This window comes from Streptococcus infantis, from assembly GCF_047464215.1.
Lineage (GTDB): Bacteria > Bacillota > Bacilli > Lactobacillales > Streptococcaceae > Streptococcus > Streptococcus infantis_P.
The window spans coordinates 24,049-40,950 of record NZ_JASHCG010000018.1 but is presented as its reverse complement, the minus strand read 5'-3'; the positions used below and the strand labels follow the sequence as shown (position 1 = coordinate 40,950).

Sequence of the window (16,902 nt, the reverse complement as noted above, 5' to 3'; positions counted from 1 at the left end):
TGGGATTCTGAAATCGGAGATGTTTTATGGTTATGAGAAGTCATTTCAGTCGCTTAAGCAATTGGAACAAGCTATTGTAAACTATATTGATTATTACAACAACAAACGAATTAAGGTAAAACTAAAAGGACTCAGTCCTGTGCAATACAGAACTAAATCCTTTGAATAAATTAATTGTCTAACTTTTTGGGGTCAGTACATCAACACCTGATAGTATGCGCTTTTCTGATTTTAAAAACTTTTTGCCCAGCCTCTTTTTGTTAACCTTCTTTTTTCAATAGGAGAGAAACAAGGACTGAGGTCGCGATCATCCATGCTCCTAGAATGATAAAGGTCATTCGACCATTCGTTGTTACTAAGCTAATTCCTGAAAGAACAAAAGGTGTTAACGAAGCACCAAAACTACATCCCAAAACAGTATAGGAAGTTGCTTTGTTGAGGAGTTTTGCTGAGATTCTTTCAGATATCAATTGAAAGACTGTCGTAAGAGCGATGCTGTAGGCAAATCCTCCTAAGACTGAACCTGCAACGACTACCCAGAGTGAAGGTGAGAGAGCAATGATGATTTGCCCGATACCAAAGGTTACACCCGCAACCAATAAAAGTTTTTCCTTAAAGGCAGAGATGAGGAAAGAAAAGCTAATTCCCGCCAGAATCCCAATCAACTGCATGGCACTGAGTACCAGACTTGACAATTGAGCATCTCCAAAGCCTGCCTCAATCATGAGACTAGGAATACGGAAGGTAATGGCTGTATTGGTACATACAATGACTGCAGCCCCGATGGCTAGAAAGAAAATCAACTGTTTCATAGAGCGAGTCAATCTTACTACTTCTTCTGTCTTTTGCTTAGACTCATGAACTTCTTCTTTGTTATAAGGGACAAAGAGAAGGAAGAGTACAAGAACCACTAGACCTGCTGCATAGGCTAGGAAGGTTGCGGTCCACCCAAAGGCCAAAAGTTGACCGACTGCCAAGGTCAAGATAGAGGCTCCCACCACCTCAGCTGAGCCACGAAAACCAAGCATCTGGATACGAGTTTTGCCGTGGTATCGTTCACTGATGATAGAGATAGCCTTGGCGTTTAGCATCCCCACACCAATCCCAAATAGCAAGCGTGTCGCAAAAACAAAGTAATAACCCTGATACCAGAAAGGAGCTGTTCCACTGATTGATAAAATCAAGAGTCCCAAGGTTAATTGGAGACGTTCTGGAAAAAGTCGTTCTAAAACTCCATTTAAGAGGAGCATTACCATAATTCCAAAGGAAGGGAGGCTGACCAAGAGCTCGACCTGACCTGCCGAGTAGCCCTGATAATAGTCAAACATAGCAGGGAGGGCACTTGATATTGAAAATGATGTGATTAATACTAACGACAGGGAAAGTATACTCACTTTTTCCAAAAATTGTTTCATTTTATCCTCATTCATTATTTATGTTAAGTCAAAAGAGCTAGATATTACTGTAGAAATAAAAGATTTCTTTCATCTAGTCCCTATCACTCTTTTAGCAAAAAGGTCCTTTCCTATCATACACTGTTTCCCAAAAATTGGCAAGCAACTGATACTCAATGAAAATCAAAGAGCAAACTAGGAAGCGAGCCGCAGGCTGCTCAAAACACTGTTTTGAGGTTGTGGATAGAACTGACGAAGTCAGCTCAAAATACTATTTTGAGGTTGGAGATGGAAGCTGACGTGGTTTGAAGAGATTTTTGAAGAGTATGATTTATAAGTTCCACATAAAAAGTAGGACCATCTGACTCGGTCAAGCCTGATGGTATCCTACTTTTATAGATTTTAGTAAACTATCTTACTTAGATTTTCAAGAATCGACGCATTGAGATTCCTGAACCAAGTGAACCGATACAGATTCCGATGAGGAACAAAAGACCGATCATCAATGGAATAAAAGCATCTGGGACAATCAGAGATAGATTTTGTCCAACCAAAGATGGGTTAACTGATTGGTAGACTCGGTTGTAGATAAAGTAAACCATGATTGATGGAATAGTTGCTCCTAATAGCCCAATGAAGGCACCTTCTAGCAAGAATGGACCACGAATGTAGCTATTTTTAGCACCAACCAAACGCATGATTTGAATTTCACGACTACGTGAAATGATAGTGATACGAATGGTATTTGAAATCAAGAAGACTGCGATGAAAATCAAGAGTCCTGCAATGACCAATCCCCAAACACGGATGAAGGAAGCCAACTTGAAGAGACGCTCCGTATTGGCACCACCGTCTTGAACCTCAGAAACTCCTTCGATTTTCTTAGCTTCTTCAGCGACTGGTTTCACATCACTTGGTGAATTGGTATCGACAATGTAGGCATCATGAAGAGGATTGGCATCTCCTTCAAAAACCTTCCAATCGTCACCCATGGTTTCAGTCAGCTTTTGGTACTGCTCTTCTTTACTTGAGAAGGTTACACTTTTAACAGCTGGCATAGCCTTGAGAGCATCATAAACCTTGTGGTAGTCATTATTAGTGACTGTCTGGCCTTCTTTGACAATGGTTTCACTATTGTCTTCAATATCCTTACGAACATAAACCATGACGCGGACGTTGTTTTCGATATCTGTTGCCAATTTTGCAGTATTAAAGATAACTGAGGCAAAAATAGCAACCAAGGTCAAGGTAATCATTACTGAACTGACAGCAGCAATGGTCATCCACCCATTACGCTTTAAACTCTTTAAAGCTTCGAACAGGTGGCGGAAAAATCTACTAATCATCGTATCCGTACTCTCCTTTCGCTTCGTCACGAACTACACGACCATTCTCGATGGCAATGACACGGTGGCGCAAGGTATTTACGATTTGGCTGTTGTGGGTGGCCATCAAAACAGTCGTACCTTGGAGATTGATGCGCTCCAAGAGGTTCATGATTTCCCATGAGTTATCTGGATCCAAGTTACCTGTCGGTTCGTCGGCAATCAATACCTTAGGATTGTTTACGATAGCACGAGCAATGGCGATACGTTGCTGCTCACCACCTGACAATTCATTAGGGAATGAACGAACCTTATGCTTCAAGCCGACAAGATCCAAAACTTCCATAACACGTTTTTTGATATTGCGACGGCTTTCACCGACAACCTCCATTGCATAAGCGATGTTCTCATAAACGGTTTTCTTTGGCAATAGTTTGTAATCCTGAAAGACAACTCCAACACTTCGACGAAGAAGCGGAATATCTTTCTTTTTAATCTTAACAAGATTAAAACCTGCAACCTGCAAACTTCCTTTTTCAACTTTAACTTCACGGTACAAGGCACGGATAAAAGTTGACTTACCTGCACCCGAAGGACCTACGATATAGGCAAATTCTCCTGGTTCAATTTTCACAGAGACGCCACGTAGGGCTGTTGTCCCGTTGTCATACTTTTTGACAACATCTCTCATTTCAATGATCGACATGTGACTTCCTTTCTTTTAACTAATACGCCATTTTAGATAAGCATCGATGAAACCATCTAAGTCCCCATCCATGACCTTATCTACCTGCGCAACTTCAAAACTGGTACGGTGGTCTTTCACCATGGTATAAGGGGTGAATACATAGGAGCGAATCTGGCTTCCCCATGTGATTTCTTTCTTGTCCCCCTTAAGGGCATCTACCTCAGCAGCTTTCTTTTCCTGCTCCATCTGATAGAGTTTTGCCTGGAGCATCTTCATCGCACGGTCACGGTTTCCATACTGAGTACGGTCTACGGTTGATGCAACGACAATCCCTGTCGGAATGTGGGTCAAACGGACACCCGTTGAAACCTTGTTGACATTCTGTCCACCTGCTCCACCCGAGCGGAAAGTATCCATCTTGATATCATCTTCTCGGATGTCAACTTCAATAGTATCATCCAACTCTGGCATAACTTCTACAGAAGTAAACGAGGTGTGACGACGCTTAGCTGAGTCAAATGGTGAGATACGTACCAAACGGTGAACTCCCATTTCTGACTTGAGAAGTCCATAAGCATTTGGACCTTCAAAAGACAAGGTCACTGACTTAATACCTGCTTCATCACCTGCTTGATAATCCAAGACTTCAACCTTGAAACCTTTGGCATTACCATAACGAGTGTACATACGAAGAAGCATATCTCCCCAGTCTTGGGCTTCTGTTCCACCAGATCCTGGGTGAATCTCTAAAATAGCATTATTATGATCATAAGGCTCTGACAAGAGCAGAGTCATCTCATAGCTAGTCATCATCTGATCTAGCTCAGCTAACTTCTCCACCAACTCATCTTTAACAGACTCATCCTCTGCTAAAAAGTCTAGTAAGATTTCAGCTTCATCCTGCAACTCCTCCATCTTATGGAAAGTATTGTAGGTATTTTTTAGTTCATTTAATTCTTGCGACGTTTTTTGGGCCGCAATATTATCGTTCCAAAAATCAGGTTCTGTCATTTTGTTTTCCAAAATGGCAATTTCTTCTTCTAACCCTTCGAGGTCAAAGAGACCCCCTAAAAGAAGCTAATTTTTCACGATTGGCGTCAATTTTTTGACGAATTTCTGAAATGTCCATATATACTCCTTTTTTGTATCGTTTTATTATACCATAATTTTTCTTATTTATCTAATCGGTGTTTTTTAAAATTTCTTATCAAAATATTTCTATTTGAAGACGAGAGGGCTATTCTCAATCATTTAGTGTGTGAGAAATAGAAAACATCTCAGAGCAGATCAAGTTTCTTATCCAAAAAACATTGATCGATTCTCTGAGATGTATATAAATACTATTTTAAAAGAAAAGTATCTGACAGGTCTGAACACAGCACCTAATCAACTTTCTAGCAAAGCAACTAAGATTATTCTTTATCTGCCTTCAAAGTCTGTTTTGTTTCAGCAGCTTCATCTTTTTTATTGTCTTCTGCTGAATGCTTCTCTTTCTCAACTGGCTTATCAGAATCCTTCTTAGGTTCTTCTTGACTTCCCTGAACTTCTACTTTATCAGGATTCAAGCTCCAAATGCCATCTTGATTGACCTTGTAACCATCAGGTGTTATACCATTTCTTAGAAGTGAACCATTTGATTGGAAATAATACCAATTGCCATTCAGTTGTTTCCAACCAGTCTCCATAGCACCACTTGCATTGAGATAATAACGAGCGCCATCGACATCTAGAAGACCTGTTGCCATGACACCATCATCATGTTTGAGATAGTACCAAAGCCCTTTGTCTTTGAACCAACCTGTCTTCATGGCTCCACTTTCTGTAAAGTAGTAATACTGGTTATCTAGCAATTTCCAACCAGTCTCCATAGCACCACTTGCATTGAGATAATAACGAGCGCCATCGACATCTAGAAGACCTGTTGCCATGACACCATCATCAGGTTTGAGATAGTACCAAAGCCCTTTATCTTTGAACCAACCTGTCTTCATGGCCCCACTTTCTGTAAAGTAGTAATATTGGTTATCTAGCAATTTCCAACCAGTCTCCATAGCGCCGCTTGCATTGAGGTAATAACGTGTGCCATCAATTTCTTGAAGACCTGTTGCCATGACACCATCATCAGGTTTGAGATAGTACCAACGGTCCTTATCTTTGAGCCAACCTGTTTTCATAGCTCCACTACTTGTGAAATAACTGTAATGATTGTCAAACCATTTCCAGCCTGTCTGCATGGCTCCACTTGCATTGAGATAATAACGAGTGCCATCAATCTCTTGAAGACCGGTTAGCATGATACCATCTTTATCTAGATAGTACCAAGTATCCTTATCCTTGATCCAACCTGTTTTCATAGCTCCAGAACTTGCAAAATAGTTCCAATGACCTTCAATCATGGCCCAACCAGTTTGCATAGCACCACTTGCATTGAGGTAATAACGAGTGCCATCAATCTCTTGAAGACCCGTTAGCATGACACCATCTTTATCTAGATAATACCAAGTGTCACCATCCTTAATCCAGCCTGTTTTCATCGCTCCAGAACTTGCAAAATAATTCCAATGACCTTCAATCATGGCCCAACCAGTTTGCATGATCCCATTATTATCAAAATAGTAGGTTAGTCCATTGATTTTCTTCAAGCCCACTGTTCGAAGACCATCTTCATCATAATAATACCAGTTTGAACCTAGCTTTTGCCAGCTTGAAGCTGTCCCTTCTGTTTGCAAAGCACCGCTACTTGCAAAGAGCATCTTCTTACCTTTGAAGACTTGTAAACCAGTAAGCATTTTACCATCTTTATCAAACAGATACTTTTGCCCACCAATTTCAGCTAATTCATTGTATCGTCTTGCACCATTCGACTGAATATAGTACCAAGTATTATCATGATAGAACCAACCACCAATATGCATTTTACCATCTGTATTAAGATAATACCAGTCGCCGTCACTATGTGGATCCCAGCCGTCATTTACATGCACCCATCTACCAGACTGCATTTGACCTTTTCCATTAAAGAAATATGTTGCTCCAGAAATTTCTTTCCAACCGATAGCCATCTGACCATCTTTCAAACGATATTTCCAATGGCCATCTTCTTGATACCATTTCTCATCAACAGTAGGAATATTTGGAAAATCCCCTGAAACGTTTGTAAATCCTTTATCACTAATATCAAACACAGTCGCATCCTGAGTTTGACTAGATGCGTGAATCACTTGGATATTTTTCTTTTGAAGATAGTCTCTCGTTGAAGCGAGGTTAATATCTCCTCCAGTTGTTTGGATGACCATACTAGGAGAGAGATGGTCTATAAATCCAATTGTATTGGAAATCTTGGCATCGTAGTGATGATTCCATTTCATCATATCCACTTTTCCAATAACAGGTCCTAATTTATCTTCAGCTCCCTCAGCATTATCCAAATCACCACCAAGATAAATTTTTTTTCCTGCTACAGTCACTACTGCAACAATTGAATTGGAATTATCATCAAGAACTCTTTTTAGGTTTCCATCAGCATCATATTCATTTTTATAATTATAAAGTTGAATATCCATATCCCCAAATTTAAAATGGCTATCTTCATCCTTTATGTCTTGAATAAGTTTAACTCCCTTGTTCTGTGCAGCGCGGAGAGCATTATCGTAATTGAAAAGATTATCCCACAATCCCCAAGTACTTGTAATTCGTTTATCCGAATATTTTTTCAAATAAAATTTATCAACCTGATAGCGATTAAGAATTTCATCTGCTCCACCTATATGGTCACTATGAACATGAGTTCCTAGTATAAAATCCAATTTCTTTACACCTAACTGATCAAGGTGGCGAATCAAACGATCTTCCATGACCTGATAATTTCGAATGGATATCCCCCAGCGAATTGGATAGCGTGGATCCGAACCATCCGGGAAATCATAATCTTCTCCCATATCAATCAAGGCATAATGACCATTACTTTCTAGTAGGATAGCATCACTTCCAGATTTAGCTTTTGTATTGATAAAATGGATTCGATTCCCTGCACCTGCTGAGATAGTATCTGCATTGACTGTCGGTGCTTGAATGATTGATGCCGCTAAGAACAAGGCACTAAATAATATTGATTTTTTAATAGATTTCATAATACATCAAACTTTCTCTATTTCTTCTAGACTTTTTCGTTAATCAATCCAATAATTCTTATCTCCTCCTGGAACTTGTTGCTCAATAGGGGGTGGAGTCATATAGTTTTCTCCAAATTCATAAACAAGTATTTCATGGTATTTTCTAGGAGCCTTTACTACGATGTTTTCGTATGGTAGATCAATCAGATCATAGAGCCATTCTTTTTTGATTCCCTCTGGAAAGCTAGGATCAAATATCGTACAAGCAAGATACTTAGATTGATCTAAACTATATTTCAAAGCCAGATTCTCTAGTTTTTGATTCCAAGTTTGTGGGGAACTTAGTTGAAAAATAGCTGACCCAATGTAGCGAGGTAGATTTTTAAGTCCCCCATTCTCAGACTTAATCCCCTTAAAATTTAAAGAAGAGAGGCGAATAAGATATTGGTAGAGTTTCATTTTTTTACGGTCACTTTTCTCTGTTGCAACACCATCATACGGAAATACATCAACACAGGTTCCTAACACAACCGTAGAATCTCTAAGATTGGCATCTCTACGTGTTCTTATATTATAGACTCTCATATAACTATATGGATAGCCCTTTGTTTCTCTAAAGGAAATCATTTTATAGTATGGATGATTTTCATTTTTTAAAACCTTATAAAGTTTTTCAAATTCATCCCGAGCTAAGGAAATATCTGTATCATCATCCCAAGGAATAAAACCTTGGTGACGTACAGCTCCTAGCAAGGTTCCAAAATCGATGAAATACTTAATATCATGTTTTTCACAGATTTTATGTAAATACTCTAGAATATCAAGTTCTACTTGCTTGATTTCTTCTAAGCTTAAAATTCTCTCAGACATCTTTGTCACTCCTAATTTTTGCTCTTTTCTAAGACGAAAAAAATTATCCATTCTCTATAATTTTCCATAGTTTGAAATCATGGTGAGAAACTTGTTGCTCTACTGGTGGCAACTGCATGTAGTCCCCATAATCTGAAGTGAGAATTTCATGGTAGTGGTTTGGTATCATGAATTCCTTACCTTCAAAATTGCCAGTTTCAACATTTTCTAACCATTCGCGTTTCCAAACAGGTTTATTCATATCTTTATAAATAAGGTAGTCTACTTGTTCATAATCCTCTACTTTTCTAGATTTTGCTAATTCATCGATTTGAGAAACATACTTATTTGTGTTTGTGAAATAAAAGATCATAACAGAAATATAGCGAATCATTGAATTGACTACACTTTTAGTATTCGTAATTCCTTTGAAAGTATAACAACTTAATTGACGTTTTTTAATGATTTTGGTCATTTTATCCTTAAACGCCTGATCATCTTCATAACCATCTACAGGGAAAATATCTACATAGATCCCCATATTCGAATCAATTCGCACATCCTCCTCGACTAGATAGGTCTGATTATCTTTGATCTTCATGAAAGGATAAACATAATTGATATTATTTTTATAAGACATGAGTTCATATCGTTCATCTGGATGTGCAATCAGATAATCTTGTAATTTTTCATAATCATCTCGAAGCATACAAATATCCATATCGTCGTCCCAAGGAATAAAACCTTTATGACGAACTGCCCCAATTAGACTACCATAAGCTAAGAAATATTTGGCACCAATTTTCTGACAAACTTCATGAATGTACTCCATAATTCCTAATTCCATTTTTTGAATTTCGGAAATATCTGTTACTTCCTCATAGCGGATACTTTTTTCTTTCAAACAAATCGTTAAACCATAACCAATTACTAACCAGAAAATTATGTTGATAAAATTTGTGGAGTAGATGATCTGACTTTCAAATAATTGACCAAATAAAATCCCAAAAAATAGAATTATAATTAATTTTTCATCATTTTTCTTAGTCACAACTAAATAAGTTATAAAACGTAAACTTACATAAGCGATTATGAGTATGAAAGAAATGAGTCCTAATAATCCAGAACTTACAAAAATTGTAATCAATATATTATGGAAATTACCACCAATTAGTGAATTTTGAATTTCAAATTTGCTAAAGTACTCTGTATAATAATCAGTGACGTTTCGAACACCATATCCAAATAATGGTTTTGCACTTCCCATTTTAATAGCATTTTCCCAAATATAAGTACGTCCGCTTGGAGTTGTTTCGATTAGGTGAAGTTCACCATTTTTCTTAGCTACGTCCGAATCTGTCTCAGAATAAGACTCACCTTTATTTAAGTCAATGACTGTTGCCTTAGCAGCTAAAATATATACTGAAGTTACATAACTAATACCAATATTGCTAGCTACAATTAAGGTACCAGCAACCAGAAATGTGAGACATTTTTTCAGTAGATTTCCTCTGGCAATAAAAAGCGAATAAAATCCCAGCATTAAAACGGCTGATAATAAGGCACCTCTACTTTGCATAGCCGCAAAATTTAGAAATTGAATTACATTATTTATCTTCAGATAAACCGAGTACTTACTTCCTTTGTGGATGAGATACAAAGCAAAAACAATACTAATATAAGAAAAAATAGCACTTGCATTTGGGTTAACAACTCCCCATAAACGACCATTCATAACACCATAATAATAGGAGTGTTCTCCAATTTTAAATAATATTAAAATTCTAAATATTAAAAGAACAAAGGCAAATATAGCAGAGAAAAAAGAAACAAATTGAACCGTTCCAGCAATCAAGCGAATTAACTTCTTAAGATATTCTGAATTCACCATAGTAAATAGCAAAATGTAGGCTATCATAAAGAAGATTTCAATCATATTCCCAAGCAAGTGACCCGAACGATTAACCACTGTTGCTACTAGATGACTACCTGCTAAGAGTCCAAATAAACCTAGATATTTCTTATCAATTTCTATTCGTTTCCAATTTAAAAATAAGGTTAAACAAATACAAAGAACAACAATTGCTGACAATCCTTTATAAATAGGACTTGTTACTTTATACACTAGGGAACTCATGCTTAAAATCGAAATAAAAACAAACAGATATGAAATCCAAAATTTTGATTTTTCAAAGCATTCATTCGTTTTTGAAAAATTCATCTTCAACTCCTTTAAATGACATTATTGATTTAAGCCGACGATTTGTCTATAGATCCATGGAGAAACAAGGAGGGACAAAACGGCTATTTTTCGAAAATTAGTAAAATAAGGATCTTTTAATATCTCAGATAAATGTTTAATAATCCACTTTCTCAACTTAATTTTTTCTGTTGGATATTGATCCGATTCTGTAAAGATTATTTTATCGTACACTGTGATATATGACCAACATTCTCTATTCACTAATTCAGTTTTTAGTTTTGGAAATATTTGAAAAACTTCAGAAATAATAATTTTATAGACCTCTATGGTATCAAATACATGATCGTTGACAGAAGTTGTTGCACTTCCCTGACGATGATCATAATAGTAGATTGGTTTATCAACAAATACACTAGTACATCTGGTTTTTAGTAAAACTTCTGTTAAAAATAAAGCATCTTCAGCCAAATGATAGTCTGTATTGAATGTAAAACTTGAAACAATCTCTCTTTTAAATAATTTTGCAACAGGGAAAAAAGAAGTTCTAGTTGTCGTCAATAATTCTCTCATCGTCTGCTCTGTCGACCATTTCTCTTCTTTTCCTGAAAAATCCGGTAATTCTGTAATTTGACCATTTTTTATATGATGGAGACGTGCTATACTAAACCCTATAGACTCGTCACTGTCAACTACACTTATTAAAGTTTCCAAGTAATCTGGTGTAATAAAATCATCACTATCAATAAAAGTAATCCATTCTCCTCTTGAATGTTGAATACCTATATTTCTAGCATTCGAGACTCCTGCATTCTTAATATGAAAAACTTTGATATTTTCATTTTTAGATGCCAACTGATCGCACAAGGCACCACTCTGATCTGTCGAACCATCATCAATAAGAAGCAATTCAAAATTCTTATAAGTCTGCTTTAAAATCGACTCAACACATCGTTCCAAATAAGCTTCTACATTATAGACTGGAACAATAACGCTAATTTTTTCTTTCATCATGCTCCATATTCTCCCTTATATTCAGTGTAACTCTTATCCATATCTGCTATAAGGGCATCGTGGTGAGGCACTTGCTTGTCTGCCGGCGGTGGTGTCATGTAGTCACCAAAAGCTGTGCTGAGATAGGCATCATAACCAACTGGAATAGGCATTTCTGTTCCTTCAAAAGGTAAGAAAATGCTATCTTCAAAGGCTTGAATTGGATATTTCTTTTTCATGTAGCCTGGACCTGAGCATAATTCCGTGATGCCATCACTTTCTGCTAGACCATACTTGGTCATTTCTTTCTCAGCCTTTTTCCAGATACGATAACGAAGGGATTTAGGAGTTAATCCTAATAAAATCGTGCTGCCCCATTTCATGAGGGCTCCATGTTTTTCTGGAATGGTTTGTGCACAGAAGAGGGAATAAATCAAAGCCCAACGTACTTGTTTCTTACGTTCAGCTGGATTTTTAGGGTAGTAGTCCAAGGGTAGAACATCCAGAGCCAAGCCGTGTGGGAGGTCCAAATCTTGTTGGTAAGGCTTGATGCAAGTTGTTTCCTTGTCTCGAATAGTGATAAAGAGGTTGCGGTCAACAAAGTCTCTATCACTTTTTGATAGGAAGTAACGCTCGTCCGCATAACGAGGCCATAGCTCTGCTAGTTTTTCATAATCTTTGCGGGGCATAAAGAAGTCTAAATCATCATCCCAAGGGATAAAACCTTTATTTCGTAGAGCACCAATAGCTCCTCCACCACACAAATAACAGAGTAAATCGTGTTCTTTACAAAAGGCGACAAAATATTCAGCCATCTCTAAGCTACGAGTTTGAATTGCCTTTAAATCACTCATCTTATTCTCTTCCTCTCCTGATAGAATACATCATTCTATTATACCATAAAAACAGTTTATAAATCCATCTAACCATGTGAAAAATCAAAGTCCGAGACACCTGTTGCCATAGGTATACCAAGCTCTGATTCGTTTTTTTCAGTCTACCTAAATCCCATCTGGGCCAGTTTATTTTGGTAAGCTTTTTGGTCCACTCGAAGGGATTGACCACCGTATACGTCAAAGTCGTCTACCCAGTCTCCAAGTTCTGGAACTGTCAATCTTTCAATACCATTCTGACCTCCTTCAAGGACTGATAAGCCATTGGTCAATAAGAAAGTATATGGAAGGTTTGTAGAGGTCATGGCAAATACTTTTCCTAGTGCTTCTGAGCCCGTGAAAAGTTTTGTCGGATCTTTAATCTGCTGCAAGACAGCTGTCATGACCTGCTGTTGTCGACGAGTACGGCCATAGTCCCCCTCATCATCATCACGGAAACGTGCATAGTTGAGAAGAGTCGAACCATTCATCTGTTGTTTCCCAGCTCGAATGGTTTGAGTCGGTGACTCAGTTTCCGTTGCGTGCAAGTCATCTCCTACAGTCGCTTCTGTCACTGGGACCCCGTTTAGAGTTGAAAACTGAGCATCAATGGTCACACCATCAGGGAAAAGCGTATCAATGGCTGTCGCAAAGGCTTGGAAATCGACAAGGGCATAATATTTGATGTCTAGATCAAAATTATCCTTGAGGACCTTGCGGACCATTTCGGCTCCTTGTTTACCTTCTTGTTCCCCTAATTCGTAGGCTAAGTTTAATTTATGGTCGGTCTGTTTTTGACCATTGATGACTTGGCTATATCCATCAATATAGACCAAGTTATCACGCATAAAGCTAACGAGCTTCAATTTTTTATCTTTGCCACTTACATTCAGAACCATAATGGAATCTGTCCGTGTTTCTGCACTATTCTGTCCAATACGGCCGTCTGTTCCTAAAATAAGAATATTAACCCCATCACGCGTATCTTGTCCATTAAAAACCTCAACCTGAGCAGCTTTGGCATCTTTGGGACCATTTGAGCTATTAGGATTCGCCGATTGGAATCCCTTTAAGAACATGACGATCATTCCAATTGCTACACAAAGGAATAACATCCCTAACCAAGCAAATAAGCGTTTAAAACGAAAACCTCTTTTTTTCTTTGACTTCTTAGCTTTTGGAACCTTCGTTTCCAGTTGAGCTCCACCACTACGGCGGCTAGAACGGCTACGATTAGCATAGGTTGGTAGGTCGATACCAGAGTCTGAAAGAAGTTGTTCTTTGGCTTCTGGATTGAAAACTTCCTCTGTACCTTTTTGACCTTCTAACTTAGCATGTAAAAAGTCAAATTCCCTCTTTTCTTTCTCATTCAAATAATGAATATTTTTCAAAAGATAGTCATATCTCAGTTTTTCATGGTGTGTCAAAGGATTCTCTCTAGTCATTCCTTCTCCTTTCCTTTATCCTGTATGGTATAGATAGGATAAGCACCTAGTACTTTATACTGGATTCCAATCGTTTCTAATTCTTTTTGAGCAAAGTGGACCAGTTCTTTATCTCTATAGTTAACATCAATGATAAAGAAGTATTCTCCAAGTGCAGTTTTAAGGGGACGACTTTCTATCTTGGTTAAGTCAATCCCTCGCCAAGCAAAGGTCGAGAGTGCCTTGTAAAGTGCACCAGGTAAATTATCTGGCAAGGTCAAAGCTAGACTCATCTTTTCAGAACCTGGACTCAAGGGGATTTGTGGTAATTTAGTTCCCAAAACCCAAAAACGAGTAAAATTGGCTTCCATTTCTTGAATATCTTGAGCGATGAGTTCTAAACCATATTCCTCTGCAGAACTTCTTGGGGCAATTGCCGCAAATGGTTGATCAGGATGCTCAGAAACATAGCGCGCAGCGTAGGCTGTACTGGCAGTGACTTCTAGTTGCGCATCTGGATAATGCTCGTCAATAAATTTCTTCCCTTGTGCTAATGCCTGTGGGTGAGAAAAGATTTTCTCAATTTTAGATTGCCCTGGCACTGCCATCAATTGTTGGTGGATTGGCTGAACAATCTCTGCCACAGCTTGAATGCGAGCCTGATGGAAAAGATAGTCTAGTGTCTCATGAACACTACCTTCAATGGAATTTTCAACTGGCACTACTGAATAGTCTACCAATCCCTGTTCATAGGCCTTAATAACGTCTGTAATATTTGAAAATGGCTCCAGTTCCTCATGAGGAAAAGCCGTTTGCACCACATGGTGCGAAAAAGATCCTTTGGGACCTAGATAGGCAATTTTCATGTCAATTCCTCTATAATTTCCTCTGGGCTTAGCTTGGACACATCGATAACTTTACTAGCCACTTCCTCATACCAAGCCTGTCTTTCATTAAAAATCCCTGCCAAATCTTCCTTACTATTTTTTAGAAATAGCGGGCGTTGATTGTCCTTATCATCTGAAATTCGCTGGTAAAGGGTCTCAAAATCTGCTTTTAGGTAGATATTCTCTGAATTTTGCTTGAGCAAGGCACGATTTTTCTGAGAAATGACCACTCCACCACCAGTAGACACGACTTGGTCCGTTTTTAGTAGGTCAGCCAAAACTTCTTCTTCTATCTGACGGAAGGCTGCTTCTCCTTTTTCTTCAAAGAAACGAGCAATTGGCATCCCCAGTCGGTCTTCAAGCAAGGCATCCATGTCTACAAAGTCAGGATCTAATCCTCTAGCAATAGTAGATTTTCCTGCCCCCATAAATCCAAGTAAAACCTTAGCCATGAATCAAAGTCTCCAAATCATCAAAGAAGCTTGGGTAGCTAGTATTAATGGCTTCTGCCCGATCCAATTCAACCTCCCCATCTGCCACTAAAAGCGCTGCAATGGCTGTCATCATGCCGATACGGTGGTCTCCAAAGGTATTGACTCTGGATCCATGGAGAGCAGATTTCCCTTTGATAATCATGCCGTCTGCTGTAGGAGTAATAGTTGCTCCCATGCTATTTAAGGCATCAGCAACAACTTGAATGCGATCCGTTTCTTTGACCTTGAGTTCTTCTGCATCTTTGATGACTGTTTGACCTTGAGCTTGGGTAGCAAGGAGCGCAATAATTGGTAATTCATCAATTAAACGTGGAATCAAGGCTCCACCAATCTCGGTTCCCTTTAAATCTGAAGTTTCAACAGTCAAGGTTGCAGACTTAGCAATTGAATCAATATCAATAATCTCTAATTTGCCACCCATAGCACGGATAACATCGATAATCCCTGTACGTGTTTCATTAATACCAACATTCTTAAGTACCACACGAGAATTTGGAACAATCAAACCTGCGACTAACCAAAAGGCTGCACTGGAAATATCTCCAGGTACGACAACTGTTTGCCCACTTAGTTTCTGTGGCCCCTGAACTGTGATTTTCTTACCATCGACACTCAAGTCTCCACCAAATTGACGCAACATATCTTCTGTATGATTACGAGTGCACTCCTTCTCAATGATGACAGACTGACCCTGAGCCTGCAAAGCTGCAAAAATTAAGGCTGACTTAACTTGAGCAGAGGCAATCGGCAATTCATAATGAATAGGTGTTAAATTTTTTGTACCTTTTAAGTGCAACGGTGGCAAGTCTCGCTCTGTCTGACCAGAAATGCTAACTCCCATTTTTTTCAAAGGAAGGGTCACACGGTCCATAGGACGTTTGGAAAGACTATCATCTCCAAACATCTCCACTTCAAAATCTGCACCAGCAAGGACGCCTGAAATCAAACGAATAGAGGTCCCCGAATTCCCCATATCGAGAGCATTCTTAGGGGCTTTCAATCCATCCATACCAACACCTTGAATGGTAACGATACCGTCTTTGTCCTCTATCTCAACACCGAGGTCACGAAAAACTTGCATGGTTGACAAAACATCTTCACCACGTAAGATATCATAAACTTTAGTCTCACCCTCAGCCAAGCTCCCAAAAATGATAGAGCGATGACTGATGGACTTATCCCCTGGTACTCGAATACTACCATTCAAATGGTTAATGTTTGTTTTTAACTTCATACTAGACCTCATACTGACAATACTTTTTCTTATTTTATCATAAAAAGTCAGAAATTTCTTAAAAATTCCTGACTTTATGAGGTAAATTCTTATTGTAAAAGTTCTGAAATTGGTTCAAAAACAATTTTTTCAATATCAGATAGATAAATAGAAAGTTGTTGCTGTTTTGCAAAGAATTCTGACAAGAGAGCATTGCCTTGAATCAACTTACCAAAGTTTTCCATTTTTTCTTGGAAAGAAGCGTCGGGCATTTGACCAGTTTGGGCCATGACTTGGATTTCATGTTGAAAAGCAATATAATCCGCAAAAATCTTGCTAGCTTCTGCATCGGCTTGAATAGCATCTCTAGCTTCTTTAACCGCCTTGTATTCAGGCAACTCACGTAGTCCACGACTAAGTTCATTTGCACTATCATAAATATTTGACATAA

15 protein-coding genes are annotated in these 16,902 nt (G+C 38.3%); 1 reads left to right on the top strand and 14 read right to left on the bottom strand.

Features of this window, described 5'->3' with window-relative positions:
- Positions 1–169: IS3 family transposase (locus QM469_RS09390; protein WP_414276660.1), on the top strand; the 169-nt coding region annotated here is incomplete at its 5' end.
- Positions 170–260: 91 nt separating this feature from the next.
- Here QM469_RS09390 and QM469_RS09385 read toward each other — a convergent pair.
- The 14 genes from QM469_RS09385 to QM469_RS09320 form a co-directional block, all read right to left on the bottom strand.
- Positions 261–1,415, bottom strand: coding sequence for an MFS transporter (locus QM469_RS09385; RefSeq protein WP_414276659.1), 1,155 nt, complete (start codon positions 1,413–1,415; stop codon positions 261–263).
- 398 nt (positions 1,416–1,813) lie between these two features.
- The gene (gene ftsX / locus QM469_RS09380) at positions 1,814–2,740 is read right to left on the bottom strand and encodes a permease-like cell division protein FtsX (RefSeq protein ID WP_414276658.1); all 927 of its coding nucleotides are present in this window, start codon (positions 2,738–2,740) and stop codon (positions 1,814–1,816) included.
- The gene (gene ftsE, locus QM469_RS09375; protein WP_049548597.1) at positions 2,733–3,425 is read right to left on the bottom strand and encodes a cell division ATP-binding protein FtsE; all 693 of its coding nucleotides are present in this window, start codon (positions 3,423–3,425) and stop codon (positions 2,733–2,735) included. The genes ftsX and ftsE overlap by 8 nt, the downstream gene beginning before the upstream one ends.
- A 15-nt stretch (positions 3,426–3,440) precedes the next feature.
- A protein-coding gene (prfB, locus tag QM469_RS09370) for a peptide chain release factor 2 (protein WP_148131633.1) occupies positions 3,441–4,536 on the bottom strand; the annotation gives its coding sequence in 2 pieces (ribosomal slippage) (positions 3,441–4,463 and positions 4,465–4,536; 1,095 coding nt in all).
- 283 nt (positions 4,537–4,819) lie between these two features.
- Positions 4,820–7,537, bottom strand: coding sequence for an MBL fold metallo-hydrolase (locus QM469_RS09365; RefSeq protein WP_414276657.1), 2,718 nt, complete (start codon positions 7,535–7,537; stop codon positions 4,820–4,822).
- A gap of 39 nt (positions 7,538–7,576) precedes the next feature.
- The gene (locus QM469_RS09360; protein ID WP_414276656.1) at positions 7,577–8,389 is read right to left on the bottom strand and encodes a LicD family protein; all 813 of its coding nucleotides are present in this window, start codon (positions 8,387–8,389) and stop codon (positions 7,577–7,579) included.
- Positions 8,390–8,432: 43 nt separating this feature from the next.
- The gene (locus tag QM469_RS09355; RefSeq protein WP_414276655.1) at positions 8,433–10,589 is read right to left on the bottom strand and encodes a LicD family protein; all 2,157 of its coding nucleotides are present in this window, start codon (positions 10,587–10,589) and stop codon (positions 8,433–8,435) included.
- A 21-nt stretch (positions 10,590–10,610) separates the two neighbouring features.
- Complete coding sequence (locus QM469_RS09350; protein ID WP_414276654.1) at positions 10,611–11,582, bottom strand: glycosyltransferase family 2 protein; 972 nt, start codon at positions 11,580–11,582, stop codon at positions 10,611–10,613.
- Entirely contained in the window at positions 11,579–12,415 is an 837-nt protein-coding gene (locus QM469_RS09345; RefSeq protein WP_414276653.1) for a LicD family protein, read from the bottom strand. Before QM469_RS09345 ends, QM469_RS09350 begins: the two co-directional genes overlap by 4 nt.
- A 143-nt stretch (positions 12,416–12,558) precedes the next feature.
- On the bottom strand, positions 12,559–13,878 hold the full coding sequence (locus tag QM469_RS09340) for an LCP family protein (protein WP_281334672.1): 1,320 nt from the start codon (positions 13,876–13,878) through the stop codon (positions 12,559–12,561).
- Positions 13,875–14,723 carry a prephenate dehydratase gene (gene pheA / locus QM469_RS09335; protein WP_414276652.1) on the bottom strand — a complete coding sequence of 283 codons (849 nt, stop codon included), beginning with the start codon at positions 14,721–14,723 and terminating at the stop codon, positions 13,875–13,877. The genes QM469_RS09340 and pheA overlap by 4 nt, the downstream gene beginning before the upstream one ends.
- A complete protein-coding gene (locus tag QM469_RS09330; RefSeq protein ID WP_281334674.1) occupies positions 14,720–15,196 on the bottom strand; it encodes a shikimate kinase in 477 nt (158 codons plus the stop codon). Before QM469_RS09330 ends, pheA begins: the two co-directional genes overlap by 4 nt.
- Positions 15,189–16,472, bottom strand: a complete 1,284-nt coding sequence (gene aroA / locus QM469_RS09325; protein ID WP_414276651.1) for a 3-phosphoshikimate 1-carboxyvinyltransferase — start codon at positions 16,470–16,472, stop codon at positions 15,189–15,191. Before aroA ends, QM469_RS09330 begins: the two co-directional genes overlap by 8 nt.
- Before the next feature lie 89 nt (positions 16,473–16,561).
- Positions 16,562–16,900, bottom strand: a complete 339-nt coding sequence (locus QM469_RS09320; protein WP_414276650.1) for a YlbF/YmcA family competence regulator — start codon at positions 16,898–16,900, stop codon at positions 16,562–16,564.
- Positions 16,901–16,902: the final 2 nt, after the last annotated feature.